Annotated in this window: 16 protein-coding genes and 1 pseudogene; 4 read left to right on the forward strand and 13 right to left on the reverse strand. The window is 63.8% G+C overall.

The window, feature by feature from the left end; genetic code table 11:
* Positions 1–313, forward strand: a pseudogene (locus tag Q319_RS0115000) (IS4 family transposase); the annotation flags it as partial.
* Here the strand turns inward: Q319_RS0115000 and Q319_RS0115005 are convergent.
* Complete coding sequence (locus Q319_RS0115005; RefSeq protein WP_029483289.1) at positions 300–1,958, reverse strand: IS1182 family transposase; 1,659 nt, start codon at positions 1,956–1,958, stop codon at positions 300–302. The pseudogene Q319_RS0115000 and the gene Q319_RS0115005 overlap by 14 nt on opposite strands.
* 119 nt (positions 1,959–2,077) lie before the next feature.
* Between Q319_RS0115005 and Q319_RS25630 the strand changes: the two genes are divergently transcribed.
* Positions 2,078–3,844: a GAF domain-containing protein gene (locus Q319_RS25630; RefSeq protein ID WP_051655429.1), complete on the forward strand. Its 1,767-nt coding sequence runs from the start codon at positions 2,078–2,080 to the stop codon at positions 3,842–3,844.
* 148 nt (positions 3,845–3,992) lie between these two features.
* Here the strand turns inward: Q319_RS25630 and Q319_RS25635 are convergent, their stop codons facing one another.
* From Q319_RS25635 to Q319_RS0115055, 8 genes are all read right to left on the reverse strand, one after another.
* A complete protein-coding gene (locus Q319_RS25635) occupies positions 3,993–6,290 on the reverse strand; it encodes an ATP-binding protein (RefSeq protein WP_081846078.1) in 2,298 nt (765 codons plus the stop codon).
* Between the two features lie 154 nt (positions 6,291–6,444).
* Positions 6,445–7,158, reverse strand: a complete 714-nt coding sequence (locus Q319_RS0115020; RefSeq protein WP_051655431.1) for an HD-GYP domain-containing protein — start codon at positions 7,156–7,158, stop codon at positions 6,445–6,447.
* A gap of 70 nt (positions 7,159–7,228) precedes the next feature.
* A complete protein-coding gene (locus Q319_RS25640) occupies positions 7,229–7,630 on the reverse strand; it encodes a DUF2726 domain-containing protein (protein ID WP_051655432.1) in 402 nt (133 codons plus the stop codon).
* 354 nt (positions 7,631–7,984) lie between these two features.
* Complete coding sequence (locus Q319_RS0115035) at positions 7,985–8,194, reverse strand: hypothetical protein (protein ID WP_029483295.1); 210 nt, start codon at positions 8,192–8,194, stop codon at positions 7,985–7,987.
* A 74-nt stretch (positions 8,195–8,268) separates the two neighbouring features.
* A complete protein-coding gene (locus Q319_RS25645) occupies positions 8,269–9,882 on the reverse strand; it encodes a sensor domain-containing diguanylate cyclase (protein ID WP_081846079.1) in 1,614 nt (537 codons plus the stop codon).
* Entirely contained in the window at positions 9,879–12,527 is a 2,649-nt protein-coding gene (locus Q319_RS25650) for a PAS domain S-box protein (protein ID WP_051655434.1), read from the reverse strand. The genes Q319_RS25645 and Q319_RS25650 overlap by 4 nt, the downstream gene beginning before the upstream one ends.
* Positions 12,528–12,611: 84 nt before the next feature.
* Complete coding sequence (locus Q319_RS27235; protein ID WP_156039373.1) at positions 12,612–12,749, reverse strand: hypothetical protein; 138 nt, start codon at positions 12,747–12,749, stop codon at positions 12,612–12,614.
* Positions 12,750–13,175: 426 nt separating this feature from the next.
* Complete coding sequence (locus Q319_RS0115055) at positions 13,176–14,066, reverse strand: alpha/beta fold hydrolase (protein ID WP_029483298.1); 891 nt, start codon at positions 14,064–14,066, stop codon at positions 13,176–13,178.
* 529 nt (positions 14,067–14,595) lie between these two features.
* Here Q319_RS0115055 and Q319_RS0115060 point away from each other — a divergent pair.
* Entirely contained in the window at positions 14,596–15,639 is a 1,044-nt protein-coding gene (locus Q319_RS0115060) for a chemotaxis protein CheB (RefSeq protein WP_034415334.1), read from the forward strand.
* Between the two features lie 11 nt (positions 15,640–15,650).
* Here the strand turns inward: Q319_RS0115060 and Q319_RS0115065 are convergent, their stop codons facing one another.
* The 4 genes from Q319_RS0115065 to Q319_RS0115080 form a co-directional block, all read right to left on the reverse strand.
* Positions 15,651–17,597, reverse strand: a complete 1,947-nt coding sequence (locus Q319_RS0115065) for a putative bifunctional diguanylate cyclase/phosphodiesterase (RefSeq protein WP_051655435.1) — start codon at positions 17,595–17,597, stop codon at positions 15,651–15,653.
* A gap of 142 nt (positions 17,598–17,739) precedes the next feature.
* Complete coding sequence (locus Q319_RS0115070; RefSeq protein ID WP_029483301.1) at positions 17,740–18,537, reverse strand: IS5 family transposase; 798 nt, start codon at positions 18,535–18,537, stop codon at positions 17,740–17,742.
* A gap of 315 nt (positions 18,538–18,852) precedes the next feature.
* A complete protein-coding gene (locus tag Q319_RS0115075; RefSeq protein WP_029483302.1) occupies positions 18,853–19,395 on the reverse strand; it encodes a hypothetical protein in 543 nt (180 codons plus the stop codon).
* 171 nt (positions 19,396–19,566) lie between these two features.
* A complete protein-coding gene (locus Q319_RS0115080) occupies positions 19,567–20,262 on the reverse strand; it encodes a PcfJ domain-containing protein (RefSeq protein WP_029483303.1) in 696 nt (231 codons plus the stop codon).
* Positions 20,263–20,270: 8 nt separating this feature from the next.
* Here Q319_RS0115080 and Q319_RS24640 point away from each other — a divergent pair, with 8 nt between their 5' ends.
* Complete coding sequence (locus tag Q319_RS24640) at positions 20,271–20,945, forward strand: hypothetical protein (RefSeq protein ID WP_051655436.1); 675 nt, start codon at positions 20,271–20,273, stop codon at positions 20,943–20,945.
* Positions 20,946–20,950 lie beyond the last annotated feature (5 nt).

A 20,950-nucleotide genomic window follows, 5' to 3' on the forward strand; every position in this document is an offset into this window, starting at 1 on the left:
CTGGAGCATCGAGTGTACGTTCAGCAGCATGAAGTCGCGGGGCTTCGACCTGGAACGGTCAGCGGTGACCCACGCTGACCGACTGGAGCGGTTATTTGGACTGGTCACGCTGGCCTGGGTGTGCTGTTTGAGGGTGGGCGTCTGGATGAACGCGTGCAAACCGATTCTGATCAAGGCTCATGGTCGCCGCGCAACAAGCGTGTACCAGTATGGCTGGCAATATCTGGCGAGAGCGCTGAGATGGGATCGCCCACAGGCCGAAGCCTACTTTGGCCTCCTGAGTCACCCTTTTCCTGCGCTCAGCACCGCCTGAACTCAAGTTGTCCGGTACTGAAGCGCGAGACCCTGGTTCCTTTGGGGCGATCACCATCCAGCCAGGTGCAGAGACGAACAACATTGATCGCCAGGGCAGTGAACACATGCTGGAGACGCGCTTTTTGCAGCCCTCGATATCGGCAATTTCTCAACCCAAAGGCCCGAACCCCCTGTGAAAGGGTGCCCTCAATGCCTGCGCGCCGCTGATAGCGGCGCTGCGCTTCCAGATCAACCATGGCGTCTCGGGCTGCATGCAGCGCTTCCTGCTGGGCCTGGGGCTGGAATGTCAACGATTTGGGGCGCTTTTCGGATTTCACGCACTGTCCTCGGACTGGACACTGTAGGCACGTTTTCGCAGAAAACGTGGTGATGATGATGGGCTGCCCAGATTTACGCTTCGTTGCCTGCCAGCGCTCACTCTCTTCGCCCTGCGGGCAGATGGCTTTCCGCCTGCTCCAGTGGATCTGGAAGTCTCGCAGTGTAAAGGCACCGATTGTTCGATGTGCCTGAGACGTATTGGGCCGGACAGGCCCAATAATTTCCGTTCCGTGCTGCTCCTTTGCCCGCACGATCAGCTCTGCGGCGTTGTAACCCGCATCGACCCAGTGCTCCGTCGGCTGGAGATCACGGCGAAATAAGTCGGTCTGAATGTGTTGTCCCAGTGGGGCATCGTGCACTTCTGCTGTTGTGGTCGCGACCTGGGTGATGAGATGAGGCAGGCCGTCATCGCAGGTTTCAGAAACATGCACCTTGTAACCAGACCATTCTCGCCCCCGTTTCGTGCTGTAGCGGGCTTCTGGATCGTAAGGCGACTCCACATGCATCGCCCCTTTCTTGACCAGCTCACTGCGAAGCCGGAACCGGACAGCGCCATCCAGCTCAATAAATTGACGTTGCCAGCAGCGTTCCAGGGTCAGCACCTCAGCGAGGTGCTGACTGCCTTGCGGTGCGTCGTCATGGGTGACCAGGGCCAGAAGCGTTTGCCCGTCTTTGCCGCCCTGATCAGCGTAGACCTGTTTGCCCTGGTCGCTCTTTGGAAACCGATAGTTTTCCATGCGGTGTCCATAGCGGTCATACCACTCCGGGTCTGCCACCTCACGCAGCCAATCTGGAGCAAAAGCCGCCAGGGCATTCAGGGCCGCACGCAGACATTCTGTAACCAACTCCAGACGGTTCATCACGCGGATAGCGGCCAGGACGTGCGTCGAATCGGTGCGCTGTTTGCCGTGTCGTTGCAGCAGCCCACGGTCAACGCACAGGGACAGCAGCCGATCTAGCCAGTCCAGTGGTTCGGGTGCGGCAAGCAGACGGGTCCGAAATTCACAGAGCACACTGGCATCCAAACCGGGGTCATCAAGTGCCAACGACAGGGCGTATTTCCAGGCCAGGTGACCCCGCACAGCGTCAGCCGCCTGACGGTCAGTCAGGTTTTCGGCGTACTGCATGACGCTGATGAGCATCAACCGCCACGGGGCAGCCGCAGGCTGCCCCCGCTGGGGATAAAAATGGACGAAATCCTGGTCGGTCAGGAAAACGCCGAGTTCGTCGCGCAGGCGGATAAATGGCGCGCCTTTGGGAAACGCAGCGCGGGCAATGCGGGCGGTATCAGCCGGAACCTCTGGAATCGCGGTAGGACGCAGCATTTCTCATTGTGCGCTCCATGCTGGGAATTCGCCAGCAGAATCCGCCCGATAACGCAACGATCTGAGGTGCTGCCACCGCTGAAGCAAGGCCTTCCGGAGCGCCTAGACTGGCCTTCCCCATGACTGATGCCCTCACAGCGAACTCACCTGATCCGGCAGCGGTGCAGGCCGCGCAACTGCTCGCCCATCTCCAGCACGTGACGCAGGCCCTGGCCGCCGTCCGTCAAGCGGATGAAGTCTTCGACATCATCCTGAGTGACGCCCTGGCCGCCCTGGGTGCCATCTCCGGGGTGGTGTTGCTGGTTGAACAGTCTCATCTGCGCGTCGCGGCCCGCAGTGGTCACGACGACGCCAGCATCTGGCAGGACGGTGACCTGAGCGGGCACAGACCCAGTCCAGATGCGCTGTGCAGGGACACGCCGCTGTTCTTCAGCAAGAGCGGCGACCTGGTCGCCGCCTACCCGGACCTCGAAGCTCGGACGGGCGGTGTAGCCGCCGATGCCAGTGTGGTGCTGCCCATGGTGGAAGAGGGCCGTCCGCTGGGCGTGATCATCCTGAACTTCAAGGAACCGCACAACTTTACCCCGGAAGAGGAACACTTCCTGCGGACGCTGGCGGGTCAGTGCGCTCTGGCGCTGGACCGCGTCCGGCTCTCCGGCGATCTGGAACGGCAGGTGCGGGACCGCACCGCCGAACTCGAAGCCTTCGTGCGCTTCACCGAGGCGGCAGCCAGCGAGATCAATGTGCTGGCCCTGGCCCGCCGGGCAGTGGACATCCTGAGCGTCCTGCTTCCCGATTGCACCAACGGCTACTACGCTCTGGAAGATGGCCGCTGGAAGCTCAAGGTCCACACCAGCGATCTGGAGAATGATCCAGTCCTGCTGGGAACGCTCAAAGCCGGACTGCCGCTGGACACCCCGCTCTTCGCCCAGCCAATGCAGACGGGTGAACCTGTCTTCGTCGACGGCTGGGAAGGTGAGCAGGAGCGGTTCGCCCTGACCGGGGCCTACCAGAGTGTCGCCATCTACCCGCTGTTCATCGGCGAGCGACCCCAGGCGATGTTCGCGCTGGGCGTCAAGGACACTCCGTGCTGGTCCGAGCATGACCGGGCAGTGTTCCACTCGGTGGGGCGCAGCCTGAGCCTGGCCCTGGAGCGCACCGAGACCGCCCGGCAGCTCACGGTGCAGAACGACCTGCTGCGGGCGTCGAACGAGGAGCTCGAGGCTTTTACTTACAGCGTCTCGCACGATTTGCGGACTCCGGTGCGGCACATCGCCAGCTTCGGCGATCTGCTGCGCCGCGAGCTGCCAGAGCTACTGAGTGTGAAGGCGGAGCGGTATTTTGGGATCGTCAAAACCGCCGCCGACACCCTCAACACGTTGATCGACGGCATGCTGGACGTCTCGCGCGCCTCGCGCCAGCCGCTGAAGGCCGAGCAGGTGGAACTGGACCGGGTGTTCAGTGCCGTCCGCCATGAGGTGGGGGTGGCCCTGCCGCAGCGCCAGATCGACTGGCAGGTGGGCACCCTGCCCACCGTCGTAGGGGACGCGGGGTTGCTGCGCCGCGTGGTCACGGCGCTGGTGGACAACGCGGTGAAGTACACCCGTGACCGTGAACGGGCACGGATCGAGGTCTGGGCGGAAGACCGGGGACAGAGCTGGGCCGTCCTGGTGCGGGACAACGGCGTGGGCTTCAGCCCGCAGTACAGCGACAAGCTGTTCAGCATGTTCCAGCGCTTACATCGCCAGGAAGATTTCGAGGGGGCCGCCGTCAGTCTGGCCAACGCGCGGCGCATCATGACCCGGCATGGCGGGACGATGACGGCGGAGGGTCAGACCGGCGTGGGGGCCACCTTTGGCTTCATCCTGCCTAAAGCGCCAGTGTAACGAAGCTCGCTCAGGCACCTTTTTCAGCTTTCAGCGCATCTCACGAGACCCAGATCTGAAGCGTGAACGCTTCGGTCATGTTGCCGTTGGCCTTAAGAGTCCCGCTGATCACCGCCGAGCTGCATGGCAGGTTCCGTCCGCGTCCTGATTACTTCAAGCCCTGCTGTGCCAGGGGTAGCGTGAACCCGAAGGTGGCCCCGGCACCGTCTGAACTCTGGGCAAAGACGCGCCCACCGTGCTTCAGGATGATCCTCCGCATCGTCGCCAGACCCACCCCGGTGCCCCCAAAGTCCCGTTCGCTGTGCAGGCGCTGAAAGACCCCGAACAGCTTGTGGGCGTAGTTGGGATTAAATCCCACCCCGTTGTCCTGCACGGAGACGATCCACTCGTTGTCCCGCTCCTCCGCCCAGATCCGAATTTCAGACACCGCCCGGGGGCTGGAGTACTTCACCGCGTTGCTCAGCAGGTTGGTCATGACCTGCTGCAACATGTCCCGGTCTCCCACGAGTTGAGGCAGCGGCCCCAGCTCCCAGTGCACCCGCTGCTGAGCGAACTCGATCTGCACGTCGCGCTGTGCCTGCGCGACCAGCGCGTTCAGGTCAACCATCTGAAACCGGGGGTCCTGCGCCCCCGCACGGGACAGCGACAGCATCGCGTCGATCATCGCCGACATCCGGTCTGCGGCCTGCTGCACCATCTCCAGATGACGCGTGACCTTCTCGTTCGGCGTGACGCTCAGCGCTTTCCGGGCGAGATCGACGAACGCCGTGATGTGCCGCACCGGCGTTCTCAGGTCATGCGAGGCAGACTGGGCGAACGCTTCGAGCTCCTCGTTCGCGGCTGATAGTTCCCGCGTCCGGGCGTCCAGGGTGTCCCGCTGAGCGGCGAGCTGAGCGGCCTGGGTGCTGAGCGTCTGGGCCTGCGCGGCGCGCTTCAGCGCCAGGTCCAGACTATGCCCCACGGCGCGGAAGATGCCCCGATCCCGCTCGGTCCAGCGCTGCGCCTTCTGCGACGCCATCACCATCACACTGGTCATCACGTCGCCATCAAAGAACGGCTGGAAGGCCGCCGCCCGGTACAGTGCCGACTCGGGAACGCCCTGCGCGTCTGGATCCCAGGCCTCCTCGAAAACGATGTCCCGTTCGCGCTCCGCACGCGCCAGGTGCGGCTGATTCAGCGGATACCCGGCCCGCGCGACGCCCAGCACGTCGGGCGGAAAGCCCTCGCTCCAGAGTTGGGCCCGGAAACAGGCCGCATCGCGCTGAAAATAGACCACGTCCACCGCCCGGGTCTGCTGCAACAGGGAGGCGGCGCGCTGAATCAGGATGGGCACGTCGGTTTCCACCCCAACCTGCTCGGTGAAGGTGGTAAAGGCCCGCAGGGCCGTCCGCTCCTCGTCCAGTTGCCTGGCCTGCTCGGCGCGCTCCAGGGCCAGGTTCAGCCCCATCTCGACCGCATGCACGATGGCCTGATCCTGCGCCTGCCACTCGCGCACGTCCTTGAGTCCCACCGAGAGCACCCCGTACACTTCACCGTTCACCAGCAGCGGGGTGTTGGCAACGGCGGTGTACGCCTCGGTGTGTTTGATGTGGTCGCGGGTGGCCGCCTGGGCGTCCTTGAAGACCGCCTCACGGGCGCACAGCACCTCCGCGATCATCGGGGTGTCGGCGGTGATCCCGGCGGCCAGTCTGGCCGCCAGGTCCGCCGGCACGTCCTCCGTCCAGACCCGGGCCTTCCAGAGGGCGTCCTCCTGCTCGTAGTAGCCCACGCTGGCCTCGGGGAAATGCGCTCTCAGGGCGAGGGTGGCCACCCTTGCGAGGGCGAGCACATCGGTGTCTGTCCCCACGGCGGTGGTAAAGCGCGCGAAGGCCTCCAGCGCGGCAGTGCGTTCTGCCACCCGCCGCTCCAGTGCTTCGGCCCGCCGCACCCGGCCCAGGGCGACGGCGCACTGGGAGGCCAGGGTGCGCAGGAACGCGCGTTCTTCGGGGGTGAACGTATGCGGCTCCCTGAATTCGATCACCAGGCTGCCGAGCGCCACCTGACCCAGAAACATCGGCAGCACGGCGCTCGCCACGGACGCGCGCGCGCCCGTTCTGGCTTCGAGTTCGGGATACGCGGCCTGCACCGCGCCGGCATGCTCGAAGAAGAGCGGCTTCCGGCTTCTGAGCACGTCGGCGGCCGGAACCGGATCGCTCAGGGGGCCGTCCGACCAGATGGTCGGCGCTCCAGCCTCTTCTCCCCGGGTGGCCGCACAGTTGAGGCGGGTCTGCTGGGCATTCACCAGCAAAATGGCTCCCGCGATGGCCTGAAGGGCCTCCAATGCAGGGGTCAGGATCACCGCGAACACAGCGTCCTGGGTACTCGCGGCGGCGAGATTCTCGGTGACGTGCTGGAGATGCTCGGACAGCGAGGACAATCCTGCGAGGGACGCGGACGGCAAAGGCATGCGCAGAAGAATAAGGGAAATTTGAGAATCGGAACAGCAACCCGCGCTAAGGAATGAGTGCTTAACCGCATTGCAAGGCCCTCTCGCCCGAAATCAGCCGTTCAGGTCATGAATGCCGCCCAGCATGGAATTTGCAGCAGACTCCTGCCGGATCTCATGGTCCAGACTCGATCTGCCCTTCAGTCGGTCTGGCTTTCACACTGGCAAATAGATCCACGAACACCTGCGTCAGCACCGGATCGAAGTGGTGTCCCGCCTGCGCCCTGATCTCGGCCAGCGCCGCTTGATGGGTCCACGCCGCCTTGTAAGGTCTCTGGCTCGTCAGGGCGTCGTAGACGTCGCACAGCGCAAACACTCGGCCTTCCAGGCTGATCTCGCCCCCCATTCTGCCCGCCGGGTAGCCCTGACCGTCCCAGCGCTCATGGTGATCACGGATCACCCGCAGCGCCGCTTCCGGCAGGGACTCCAGCTTCAGTGCCGCCGCAAAGCGCAAACCTGCCCCGACGTGTGAGCGCATGACGGTCCACTCGGCAGCGTCCAGTGGGCCAGGTTTGAGCAGCACGGCGTCAGGGATGTCAAGCTTGCCGATGTCGTGCAGGTACGCGCCCCAGCGCAGCGCCCGCGTCTGGGATGGGGACCAGAACAGTGCCCTAGACATCCGCAGCGCCAGATCGGTGACCCGGTCCGTGTGGCCCCTGGTTTCGCTGTCCCGGGCCTCCAGGACCAGGGTCAGTGAACGCAGTGTGGTGTCACAGACCTCGTTGGCCTGTTCGTCGGCGGCCCGCCAGGCCGTCAGGCCGAACCAGGCGGGCGTCTCGCATGCGCCCGGCGTGCTGTCTGGAACACCACGAGGCTTAACAGGCAACATGAATCCAGTATAGAAGCGCAGACCTCACGCCGATCTCACCTGTCTATCACATAAAGAATCACCCTGAAGATCAGACCAGTTCATAGCGTTCAGCAGGTTTCAGGTGCTCCCACAATGTGGCCTCCAGGCTGGCGTGCGTATGAACATCCTCACTCCGCAGCCGCAGCAAGAGCAACCCGGCGCTCCCAAAGATCAAATCCATCATCCCATCGCGGCGCTGCTGTCCGGCGTGGTCACCGCCGGTGCCACTCAGCGTGATGGCGGCCACCGGGCGGGCATCGGTCACGGCCACGATCAGGAAATCGACGTGTTCGTGCTGCATTCGGGCGGTCAGGTCCTGCGCCGCAGGCGCTTCACTCTGAAAGACGTCACCCAGGCGCACGTTGGGAAAGGCGCGGTAGCCGGGCAGGAGGGCCTGGTCCAGGGTGCGAAAGAACTCGCCCCTGCTGTGGGTAAAGAAGCGGGGGGTCATATGGATGAGGGGGTGGTCCGGCAAAGTCTGGCCCCCCTGGTGTGGGTCAGGAGTGGCGTCAGGTTTCTCCGTCCGGGGAACCGCCCTGCGCTTGAGCAGGCGTATTCCAGCCTGCGGCAACGACGCGGCAATGACGCCGAGAAGCAGGCCAGATATGAAGAATTCCACATCCGATATTAGACATTTTCGACTCTGACAACCATCTCGCGTGAAATTTTATAAATTTTCTGTGGTGGGTAGCCCGATGCTGGTGGACCTGAATGAACGTTCGTTTCTGCACGCTTCTGAGTTGCGTGAGTTGCGGCGCCAGAAAACTCTCATGCGGCCTGGACGAAGTTTGGGTCCTCGCCACGTTCAACCCTCGTAAGCCGTGAGGTGGTCATACATGAGTACGAACAGGCTGGTCATCCGCTGGCCAGCCTGCTCGCCGAATTCGTTCCAGACCTCCTCAGCGAGTCCGAGCACCTGGCGGTCCTGCGGCTCAGTTTCGACGTGAGCAGTGACGTCGCCCACCTCGGGCGGCAGCCTGCCCCAGGTGTCAAGCACTGCGGCGTGGTGGGTCATGTCCCGTTTCTTCCTTTGGCCTCTCACGGACCCCGAGCTGGGAGAGCGTACCCCGGCGCTCAGAAGAACACGCTCTACGTCCTGAGGAAGGCCTGATGTTCCTGTTTCTGGAGGTACATCCGGCGATCGCTGAGACGCAGCAGATCCTCGGCCTCGTCACCGTCCTCAGGGAACGTGGCGATCCCAGCACTGACATCGGCCTGGCCAAATCCACTGTCCCTGAGCTTTTCCAACGCCACCTGGACGCAGGCCAGCGAACCGCTGACCGCCGTGCCTGCTGGAGTCGGATGTTTCACGAGCACCACGAACTCGTCCCCGCCGACCCGGAACAGCGCGTCCTCGCGCCGGAAGGCGAGCTGGAGCGACGTGGCGAAACCGGCCAGCAGCGCGTCGCCCCGGTCATGCCCCTCGCGGTCGTTCACCCCCTTGAGCCCGTCGGGGTCCAGCGAGATCAGACTCAGCCCCGAACGAGTCTCGCGGGCCTCCTCCAGACCCAGGAGCAGGGCCTCCTCCATGGCGCGGCGGTTCCCGAGCCGGGTGAGTGGATCGGTCAGGGCAGCTTCGCGCAGGCTCTCCATGGAGTGCTGGCGTTCATGCGACAACCGGACGCTGTGCGCCGCCGTCAGGAACAGTTCCCGGTCGTTTTCGGACCAGGGCGGGGCGTCCCCGACCCGGCAGATGATCAGCGCCAGGCCCCTGGCCGGATCTCCCGCCGTCAAGGGAACGAAAGCCAGCGCCTGGACAGACTCGTCCACCAACGCCTCGATGCGCACGGCGCTGTCCTGATACCGGTCGACGAACAGCGCCTGGTTCTGCTGAAGACTCCGCCAGGCCAGGCTCTGCGACCTGGCTAAGCCCTGTTCCACGAGGCGAACGAGTTCTGCAGACACCGCAGCGCTTCTGAAGTGCACCTGATGGATCACGTGCTCGCCGTCCATCTGGGCCAGGGCAGCGAGATCAAGCTGCGCCGGGCCAGCCATGATCTCGGCGGCCCGCCGGGCCGTCTCGTAGAGGCTGATGGGCGTTTCCGTGAGTCGGGCCACCTGGGCCAGGGCCCGTGAGAAACTCACGGCCTGTTCGAGTTCCAGGAAGTTCTGGGCCCGCTGGACGGCATGGCCCAGCGTGCTGGCCGTAGCTCTCAGCAGCGTCTGCTCCCGGGCGGTCCAGGCCCCTGGTGTACCAAAGCGGAACGCGGTCAGCACCCCGACCTCTCCATCCAAACTTCCGAACGGCAAATGCGCGACGGCGCTCACGCCAGCCTGCACCATGAACGGCGACGTCGTCGGGCTGCGGGGATAGTCGTCGACGAACAGCGGTTCGCCCGATTCGATGCGCTCCCAGAAGGCGCCGCCCTCAGCGCGCTGAAACCGCTGTTGGCGAAACACCTCGAGCTGGGGCGGACCGTCGCCGTGCAGGACCGTCACCCGGACGCCCCGGAGGGTTGTTCCGAAACTGATACAGATCTGGTCGGCATGGGTGAGCTGCTGAAGGCGTCTGGCCACGTGCTCGCTGATGACGCGCGGATCCCTGGTAACATCGAGTTCGAGGGTGAGGTTGGCCAGGTACTCCGCGTCATCCGCGCGTTCCTCTGCCGCAGCCGCGCGGCGCAAGGCCACCCGGAGCTGTGTCCCGGCCTGCTTCCGAAGATGACCAGAGCGGACCTTGCCCGAAGACCGGCGAGGCTTCACGGTGCGCTCTGCTGAAGCATCTGAACGAAGATCGCCACCACAGCCGGATCGAAATGGGTGCCCGCACCGTTCTGGATGTGCTCTATTGCCCGCTCTCTGGTCCAGGCCGCCCGGTACGGCCGATCACTCGTCAGCGCGTCGTACACGTCCACCACCGCGAATGCTCTGGCCATCAACGGGATGGCCTCTCCTTTCAAGCCCAGCGGGTAGCCGCTCCCGTCCCACTTCTCGTGGTGGTACTCCGGGATGTCCAGCGCCGGGCGCAGGAACTTGATCGGTGAGAGCAGCTCTACCGCAGAGCTGGGGTGCCGCTTCATCGCCACCCACTCCTCGTCGGTGAGTTTGCCGGGCTTGAGCAGCACCGCGTCCCGGATGCCCATCTTGCCGATGTCATGCAGCAGCGCGCCCCGGCGCACATGGACGAGTTGCTCGGGCGAGGCGCCCAGACGCTCACACAGCGTCACCGTCATCTCGGTCACCCGTCTGGAGTGACCCTCGGTTTCTTTGTCACGCAAGTCCAGTGCCCTGGCCCAGCCCTCGATGGTCTCGTCGTAGGCCAGCCGCAACTCCAGGTTGCGGCGCTCAAGTTCAGCGAAGAGGTGGGCGTTGTCCACGGCGATGGCCGCCTGACCCACCAGGGTCTCGAGCATCTCCAGCCACGCGGGCGAGAGGAGCAACGCCTGGTGGTCCAGCACCTCGATGACCCCCACCACCTGACCCTTGGCGATCAGCGGCGCGGCGTAGTAAGCCGTGAGGCCTTCTTTGTGGACCACTTCGCGCCAGGTGGGCAAGACCAGGGTGCTGTCAAGCTCCGGCACGCTGAGCGGTTGGCGGCTCAGCGCCACCTGACCGGCCAGTCCCACACCGAGCTTCACAGCCGTGCCCTGAAGGACGCTTGCGCAGAACCCGCGCGTGGAGGCGTACTCGAGATTCAAGGTTTCCGGGTTGATCAGGAGCGCGGTGGCCGCGTCCACGCCGAGTTGATGACGGATGTTGTCGAGGATCAGGCCCAGGGTGAGAATTGGATCGGCCCCTGACGCGATCGACTGGTCGATCGTGCGCAGGCTGGTGATGTAGTCGACCTGCCGCAGGAGGTCTTTGTTGAGGGTCTCGATCTTCCGGTCAGCGGCGTGACTAGCTGTGATGTCGTGCTTGACCCTGGCCACGCCGATCACCTGACCGGCCGCGTCGAGGATCGCCGAAACGGTCACCACCACGATGAGCTTGTGGCCATCTTTGGCGATCCGGACCGACTCGAAGGGTTCGACACACTCGCCCTGCACGACCCTGCGGAAGACCTCAGCACTCTCAGCACGGAGTTCCGGTGGGATGATCAGGGTGATGGGCTGCCCGATGACTTCGGCAGCCTTATACCCGTACAACCGTTCGGCGCCGGCGTTCCACGAACGGATGGTGTCGTTGAGTTCCATCCCGACGATGGCGTTTTGGCTGGCCTCGACGATGGCGGCCAGAAAGGCCTGATCCTCCTCGGCAGCCCGACGCTGGGTGATGTCACGCGCCACGCAGTACAACAGGTCGCCGGGCATGTTCACCGCCGACCACTCCAACCACACCACGGCCCCGTTTCGGTGGAGATACCGGTTCCGAAAGGTGGTCGTCGCCCAGCCTGTGGTGATGCTTTCGGCTTCCTGCACCGTAAGGGCCCGGTCATCTGGATGGACGAAGTCGAGGTAAGCGCGGCCGATCAGCTCTTCAGGCGCGTAGCCGAGCATCTGCTGGCAGGCCGCGCTCACCGTGACAAAGCGCCCCTGGGCGTCGCTCGAAGTGATCAGGTCGAGGGACAGGTCCAGCGTCCGTTGCAGTTCGGTAGCGCTCTGACGGTAGCGCTCCTCGCTCTCAGCCAGCGTCTGGCGTGCGCGCTTCTCCAGGGTGATGTTATGAACAAGCGTCACTACACATGCTTCTCCACTGATCGTCACTGGAACGATCGACGTGACCGTATCGGCCACCGCTCCGGACTTCAGGCGGAACTGCACCTCACGGTTGAGGACCTTCCCCTGCTCCTGGAGCGTTCGCCCAACAGCTTCAAGTTCTGACGGGTTGACCCAGAAGCCCAGATCGAGCGCGGTGCGCCCGATCACCTGCTCGCGGCTGTAACCGCTCTGGCGCAGAAACTCGGGGTTGACGTCGATGTACTGGCCGCTCCTGAGCTGGGAGACAATGATGGCGATCGGGGAAGCCTCGAAGACCTTGGCGAAGCGCTCCTCGCTGGTTCGCTGCTCTGTCTGGGCCTCCTCGCGCGCGGTGACGTCGTTCTGGAAGCCCAGGTAGTGCGTTAAGGTGCCGGAAGCGTCGTGGACCGGACTGAGGCTGAGCTCGTTGTAGAACAGCGTGCCGTCCTTGCGGTAGTTGCGCAGGATGACGGTCGTACTGCGCTGCTGGGCCATCGCCTGCCTGATCTCCTCTACGCCGGGCTGGTCGCGGTCCTGGCCTTGCAGGAAGCGGCAGTTGCGCCCGAGGATCTCGTCGGCCGCGTAGCCGCTGAGCGCTTCAAAGGCCGGGTTGACGTAGACGATCGGGTGATCGTCCTGGCGAGCATCGGTCATGACGACGCCGACTGTGCACGCGGCAAGGGCCTGGCTCAGGAGTTGGGGGTCCGGTACGGACGTCAGGCTGGGGGTCATCGCTGCTCCTCGGTCATCGGCTCAGTTACGTTTCAAGGATAAAGTCAGTGACTGACACTTTTATTTCATAAACGCTCGGTCGCCCTAGGCGTCACGCAGAATGATGTCAAACGCCTCCGCTGGTTGGCGAACATCGGCGAGGGCCTGAGTCATGTGCTGCAACTGGAAGATCAACTGAGCTACCCGGTGGTCCGTCGGGTCCGGAAGATGAGCGTCAGGCATGGCGATGACAGTCTGGATGTTGGTGAACTGGCTGTCCGGTCATCCCGGTGAAGTCAGCTTGAGAAAACATTCGGATTCTGCTGGCGAATTCGTGAGGCCGAGCGAAGCGGCGTTCTGAAGTACATGCCTTCGGTAAATGAGGCTTCCTGGCACTCGGCATTTTATCGACTATAGGCTTTTCGACACCCTCACTCTGCCCAAATTTTGGATTCGCCAGCAGAATCCATTCGTTACCGCACGGGTGTCCCTCTGAAACTTTTCCCTCAGTTTCATCCCCCAAGATGTACCGGCCTTCTACCAGCCGGATCTTCTTTCGACATCTTGAACACCCCTGAGTAAAACCATGAGCGGCCTGACTCCCCTGTCCTCCCTGACATGAAAAGCGGGGCAGCTTCCAGACGCTGCCCCGACTCCTGAATCTTCCGTTTACTTCAGCGTTTTCGCCCAGTCCAGGATGGCGCGGTTGGCAAAGGCTGCGTTCTCGTAGATGGCGGCGTGGGCCGCCCCGGGGATCAGCACCATCTTGCTGCCCGCGATGTTCTGCTGCATCTTCATGGCAAACGGCGGCGGGTAAACGGTGTCCTCCACTCCCACCAGAATCAGCGTCGGCACCATGATGGTCCCCAGGGTGGGCAAGGAGTCGGGGCGCTCAGACAGTGCCTTTGCCCCCGCCACGTCTCCAGCGACGCTGGCCTGTTTCACGATGTCGCCCAGGAACTTGGCGTCACCGGGCTTGCTCAGGCGGGTCACGCCGGTCAGCATGTCTTTGAGGAGTTCGCCCACCAGCGATTGCGGTCCGTAGGTCGCGGCCTTCTGCGCCATGCCGCCCCACAGCGCTTTTTCCACCACGTTGGCGGGGTTGGCGATGGTGTCGATCAGGAGCATCCCTTTGAAGCGTTCGGGGGCGGTGCGGTACATCTCGAACACGATCGGGCCGCCCATCGACATACCGCCGATGATGGCGCTGGGAACGTTGAGTTGATCCATCACCGCCAGTGCGTCCCGGGCATAAGTCTGGATGGAGCCGGTATCGCTCTGGGGAGCCACGCTCTGCCCGTAGCCTCGGTGGTCGATGGTGATGACACGGTAGCCTGCGCCGGCGAGTGCGTCGCGGTTGCGCGAGAACAGTTCGCCGCTCAGGGGGTAGCCGTGCAGCAGCAGCATGGGCGTGCCGTTGCCCTGCGAGACGTAGTGAATCTGCGCGCCGTTCACGGAGAGCAGGCCTTCCTGCCGGGAACCGTCGTTGCCGCCCGCCAGCGCTGCGCCGGAGAGAAGGGCGAGGCCCAGGGCCAGTTTGTTGTTGTGTCCTTGTTTCATGGAATACCTCTGGGACGGGGCCGTATGCCTGGGGTCAGACGTCCACATCGTTTTGACTGCCCAGATAGCCTAGAGAACATTCGGTGGGGACAGGAAAGATGGCCTTTAGAGCCCCTTTGAAGTCGGCAAGAAATAAAGAAGCAGAGCACCTTTGAGGGCGACTGGTGGCGTCCACGTCTGCCAGTCCATGTCCAGGCGAGCGGGCTGGGCCGCCCGTCCTGAAAAGCCACCGCGTTTTTGCACGTCCGCGCTCCATGCGGTTCAGATCGTTTTGCTGTCCTCAGCGGGGTGATCATCGTTCACGGCATCGGCGAGGGCCGTTGCCAGGAGGCTCCGCTCCAAAAGTGGTCTGGAAATGGAATCTAAATTTCAAGAGTAGAGTTCTGTTCCGACGCATCCACGCCCCGACTGCCGGAGACACGCACCGACGCGTTGCGGGGTGGACGCTCCCCAACACGGCGCTGCGGCCACGCGCCTCGGTTCAGGAACTTTGAGCATGGCCCAGGCTCAACTGGTGCAGAATGCGGGAATGCTTTCACAACGACTGGTGGTCATTGGCGCGTCCGCAGGCGGGATGAGGCCGCTGCAACGGCTGGCCGCCGGGTTGCCTGCCGACTTCCCCGCCACCGTGTGCATCGTCGTGCATATCCCCGCTTACGGGCCGAGTTTCCTGCCCGAGATTCTGGGCCGCGCGGGACCGCTTCCCGTCTGTACGCCCGTTCAGGGGGAGGCTCTCCTGCCCGGGCGGATTTACTGTGCCCCACCTGACCACCATTTGCTGGTTGAAAAGGGTTGTTTCAGTGTCACCAAAGGCCCCAAAGAAAACCGGGTGCGCCCAGCCGTCGATACGCTCTTCCGGTCTGCGGCCTATAGCGAGGGAGCAAACGTCATTGGGGTCGTCCTCTCCGGCCTACTGGACGATGGCACCTCGGGGCTGTGGACGATCAAACATTTCGGGGGGGCCGCCGTGGTGCAGGACCCCAGGGACGCGGAACACGACTCCATGCCGAAAAGCGCGGCGGCTCAGGTGGACATTGACCACACGGTGACGGCACAGGATCTGGCGGGCCTGCTGGTCCGGTTGGTGGCTGAACCCGTGCGGACGAAGGTGGAAGTCCATGAAGAAGACCGCGAGCGGGTGGCCACCGAAGTCAGCATTGCCAGCTCGGCCCACGCCTTCCGGAAGGGCGTCATGAACTTTGGCAAGGTGACGCCCCAGACCTGCCCGGAGTGCGGCGGCGTTCTGGTGCAGATCAAAGAGGGAAACCTGACCCGCTACCGCTGCCATACGGGGCATGCGTACACCGCAGACACCCTGCTGGTGAGCGTCACGGAGCAGATCGAGGACAAGTTGTGGATCACCATGCGTGCCCTTGAGGAGGCCAGCATGCTGCTGGAGAACACCGGCCAGGAGCTGGAAGCGGCGGGCAACACGAGATTGGCAGGCGAATATTTCCAGAAGGCCAGGCAGATGGAAGACCGCACCAGACTGATCTTTCAAAACATCATCGAGAACCAGACCCTGAGTGGCGAGCAGTTCAGGCACGACACAGAACCCACTGCGGCAGGCTAGCCCGTACCCCTTCAGGGGAATTTCAAAGTCGAGTGGAGGTGCGGCCCCAGTTGATCGGCAGGCAGGGGCCTGGCGAAGAGGTACCCCTGGCCGGCGGTGAGGCCCAACTCGATGAGTTGGGCGCGCTGCGCTTCGGTCTCGATGCCTTCAGCGACCAGGGTCAGGCCGAGCGAGCGCCCGATCACCGCGATGGTTCGAACCAGTTCCCGGTTCTGATCCAGGGTGGCCACGAACGAGCGGTCAATTTTGAGCATCCGCAGCGGAAAGCGGTGCAGGCTGCTCAGGGACGACTCCCCAATCCCGAAGTCGTCCACCACCAGTTCAACGCCCGCGTCCCGCAGGGTCTGCAACGTGGCCGCGTCGGTGTCCGCCGAGTGGGTCAGCACCCGTTCCGTGATTTCGATCAGGACCCGCCAGGGGGCGGTCAGGGGCGTCTTGCTGATCGGTGCCGTGACAGCGGCCACCTGTTTCAGGTGGGCCGCCGAAACGTTCACGTTGAGCCACAGTGGACGGTCCAGGGCACAGTCCACCGGCCAGTGGGCCAGGTCCCGCACGGCTGTCTGAAGCACCCATTCATCGAACTGTCCAATCAACCCCAGTTCTTCGGCCAGGGGTACGAACGCCTCCGCTGGCAGCAGGCCCCGCTGCGGATGCTGCCAGCGAATCAGGGCCTCGAGGCCGAGCATGTGCCCGCCTTGCAAGGCCACGATGGGTTGATAGTGCACCACCAGTTCGTCGCGCTCCAGGGCGTGCCGGAGATACCCCTCCAGCTCCAACTGGCCCTGGAACTCGTCGCGCATCAACGGTTCAAACACGCGGGTGCCCGCCGGTCCACCCCGCTTGGCCTGATAGAGCGCCAGATCCACATCTCGCAGGATGTCTTCAGACGAGTGATACTCGTCCGTGACCAGCAGGACCCCAGTCCCGATCTGCATGAACAGTTCCTGACCGCTCACGACGAACGGGACCTCAAGCGCCTCTTCCAGCCGGGTGACGACGCGGGACACCAGGTCCTGACCCGCCACGCCGTGCAGCAGGACCGCGAACTCGTCGCCGCCCAGCCTCGCCACATGATCGGTGGGCCGGATGACGGTCCGGAGGCGGCGGGCCAGTTCCTGGAGGACCTGATCGCCAGCCGGATGCCCCAGACTGTCGTTGATCCGTTTAAACCGGTCGATGTCGCAAAACAGCACCGCGAACGCTTCTTCCTGCGCGTGGAGTTTCTCCAACGCCAGCACCAGGTATTCCTCGAACGCGACCCGGTTGGGCAGAGCAGTGAGGGCGTCATGCCGCGCCTGATGCCGAAACTGGTCCGCCAGGACATGGAGATGTTGGGTGCTCTCGAGTACCCGGTCTTTCAGGGTGGCGTTCAGGGCGTGTACAGCCTCCTGTGCCTCGAACAGTGGGGTCAGGTTCATGAGCGTCAGCAAGAAGGTGGGCTGACCCTGCGCCGAGCCTGGCAGGGTCAGGGCCTGCAACTGCACCTCTAACCGCTCATCGCTGCGGTGGATCACGCTGAACCGCTCAGAAGCGGCGACCTCAGTGTCAAACCCAGTGTTCAGCAAAGTCTCCAGCAAGCGGCTGAACCCCGTCCGGTATTCGGGGTCAATGAACTGCAAGAAACGCCGGGCGAGGAGATGAACTCTGTTAAAGCCGAGCAACTGTTCTCCAGCCTGGTTGACGTCCTGGATGTGCGCGCGTGCGTCTAAGGTGAAGTAGGCCGTCGGCGCGTGTTCATAGAGTGTGTGGTAGAGCCGGCGTTCACGCTCCAGCTCCACGGCAGTGAGCTGAAGCTCCTCGTTCTGCGCGGTCAGTTCGGCATGGTGAACCTGGAGTTCGTAGGTAAGGGCGGCGGCGGGCCATCCATCCCAGAGTAGAAGCGGTGAGACCAGGCGCATCTGATTCTCGGCGTTCTCTCGCAGTCCCTGCAGCTTGAATACTGGCTCTGAATCGGTCATGTCACCTCCGGCAGAAGCCGGATGCTCAAAAAGGGAGGCCTCTGGAACCAAACGGGCCTGTGATCCCGTTCGCTGGAGAGCAATATCAGTGATGTTACTGAACAGTCCAGCTCTGGGGATGTGTAACTGACTAAGAGCGCGTTTATAAAGGTTCGCGGGAGGGGGCGAGGCGACGAACCATCAGGCGAATGTTGGCGAGATAGCACCAAGACGCTGAGGTATGGCAGCGGCCTTCGTAATCCCGGCTCAACCGCCGTGAGCGCGTCAACCAGGCGAATGAGCGTTCCACCACCCAACGACGAGGCAGCACCTGAAACCCTGTGGCCTTGTCACTGCGTTTGATGATTTCCAGTGTCCAGCCCAGTGTCTCCAGCGTCCAGGTGACGAGCTTGCCCAGATAACCGCCATCGGCCCAGACATGACGGAGGCGCACAAAGCGCCTCCGTGCGTACCACAGCGTCATTTTTCCGCCATCACGATCCTGAATATTTCCCGTCGTGATCAGCACCACCAGCACCAAGCCCATCGTATCGGTCAAAATATGCCGTTTGCGCCCGTTGGTCTTTTTCCCCGCGTCCACGCCACGCGGCCCCGCTTGCGGCGCGCAGCGCACGGTCTGAGCATCCATGATGCCCGCACTCGGCTCCGGGTTGCGTCCTGCCGCCACTCTGGTTTCCCGCACTAGGACACGGTTGATCGCCTCCCATGAACCGTCAGCTTCAAAACGCCGGAAGTACGCGTACACGGTCTGCCACGCCGGAAAGTCATGCGGCAGATTTCTCCAGGCAATGCCACCCTGCAAGACGTACATGATCGCGCACAGCACTTCGTAGAGATCGACCGTGCGTGGCCGCCCTCCTGGCTTGGCAGAGGGGAGGAGTGGTTCGAGCCGCTTAAACTGGGCTTGGGTCAGGTCCGATGAGTACGGCTTGCGTTTCACACCTCAAGCTTGCCATCGGGCCTGACCCTTTATAAACGCGCTCTAAGATCAACTGAGGGAGACGGTATCTCGGCAACTCACCGCAAATGGGACACCCTCACCTGGCACGCGCTTCGCGATGAACTACGCACTCCTTCTCCTAACTCGAGAGTGTGGACGCCGTGGTACGCGGGATATGACCAGACCGGGCGCAGAGTATGGGGCGCAGTTGATGGTGTGGTCATAGACGCCTCACAGTTTAGTGGGGGCTGACGCTTGAGCGGCACGAGCTTGGGCATGGTGACCACCTTCGGCGTTTTATGCCCCTTGGATAGGTTAGTCTGCGCTCAACAACACCCTGAGTTGTTCGCGCAGCGTCACGCCCTTTTTGCCAGTGATCTTCGTCGCCAGCGATTCAAAGTTGTCCAGGGGGAGGTCCAGGACACTCCTCAGGGTCAGCACAGTTCCCGATTCGCCTCGGTGTAGGGCGCGGGCCACCGCATCCGGGTTGAGCAGGACGCCCAGCACCTCTCGGCTCAGCGGCACGTCCGAAAGGCTGCGGTGCGTGCCGCCATACTCGGCCCGCAGTGGCCGGCCCGGATTCTTCGACGGGCGCAGGATCACGATGTCGGTGCCCTCGGTGAACTCGAGGGCGTCGCTCACGTCGATCTCGCTCCGCTGCCAGACCCGCAGGGCGGGAACGCCGAAGTTGGGGTCGGTGACGTCGCTCAGGCGTGGCCGGGTGTCGGAGGCGAGTTCGAGGGCGTGCGTGCCCATCAGGATGCTGCTGGTTTCGAAGGTGCCCACCAGTGCGGACTCGCCCAGAGCGTGCAGGCGCGTCAGTTCGCGTTTCAGCCGGGCTTCGGCCCGTTCCCTCATCAGGGTGATTCGTCCCAGGGCCCCGGCGTGACTGCGCCTAGCCCCTGGGGTCCACAACTCAGCGAGCCGCCGGGCATGTGCGCGGACGGCGAGTTGGATGTGCTCATCGTCGATGGGTGCGGGCTGGGCGTCATCTGTCTTCCCATGGGCGAGTGCCGTGACCGTGAGGCCCTAGACGCGTTTGCTGGCGAGTTCTTTTCGGGTAGGAATCTGCGCGTCGCCGCCCAGGACGCCCACGGCGGCGGCCCACTCGCCCAGTAGCGCCGCCTCGTACGCGCTGACTGAGCGGTTGCCCTGCCCCCGGGCCTGAACAATTTTCCAGCCCGCCCTTGCACCGGCTTCAGGGGCGAGTTCGAGCGTGAGCACTGGAAGGCCGGCCAGCAGTCCCCCGGCGACACCCTGAGGGCTTTGGCCGTTGTCGAGGATCCGCATGATCAGGGCGCTGCCCTCAATGACTGCGTGGGCGTAGCCGCCCCAGCCCACACAGTGCGAGAGCGCCTGTCCGTCACTCTCAAGGTCCAGGGGATGGCGGGCAAGCTCCACCCGCCACGCGCCGCCCGGCCACGACAGGCGGCGCTCCAGCGCCAGGTTCTCCGGCGTCAAGGGAAAGGGAGGCTGGCCGCTGAGTTTCTCGTCCAGGGCTTCGGGGGAGACGCCGACTTCCGCGCAGGCCTCGGCGCGCAGCCAGGCGGCCGTGGCGGCGCGCATATCGTTGTACCGGGCCAGCGCGGCGTAAACCTGCGGCAGGCCAGGAATCCGTTTCAAGTTCTGATGCCCGTCGTCCAGGTCTGGTTCTTCCTGGCCAGCCCGGGCGCGCGCGCCGATCCGCAGGTGTCCACTGCTGGAAAGAATGGCATCCAGGCCCATGAGCGGCGATGACCAACCTGGCCCAGGCCGAATCGGACTCCGCCACCCGTAAGGCCGATGCCGTCAGGGTCATGGCCGCCGCCAAGCAGGTGGAGATCGCCGCGCCCGGCCTCGCCGAGACCCAGGTCCTCGAAGCGAAGGCGGAGGCCAGCTACAAGCAGGGCAACGCCGATGCCCGCGTGCTCGCCGAACGCATGGCCGCAGAAGCGCAGGGACAGGCCGCCGTCGGACAGGCGCACGCCAGCGTCACCAGCGCCCAGGGCAGCGCGGAAGCCGGAGCCGTGGGTGACCGCATGATGGCCGAGGCCAAAGGCCTGACCGCCAAGTTTGGGGCCATGGACTCGATGAGTGACCGCGCACGCGACCACGAAGAATTCCGCATGACTCTGGAAACCAACCTCAAGGAAGTCACGGCCTCCCTGGACGCAGGGAAGGAAGTGTCGAGGGAAACCGCAGGCGTCCTGTCCAGCGCCCTGAAGAACGCCCACATCGACCTGGTCGGCGGTGAGGGCGGGATGTTCGATGCCCTGAGCCGCTCGGTGTCCATGAGCAAGGCCGTCGAGGGCTTCGCCGCACGCAGCCCGATGGTCCAGGCGCTGCTGGAACGCTTTGCAGGCGTGCGCCTCGGACGCGAGGAAACTGGGTCCGGAACCACCACAACGGGAGCCACCGACAAGAACTGAGTGCG

Source organism: Deinococcus marmoris DSM 12784, from assembly GCF_000701405.1.
GTDB classification, from domain to species: domain Bacteria; phylum Deinococcota; class Deinococci; order Deinococcales; family Deinococcaceae; genus Deinococcus; species Deinococcus marmoris.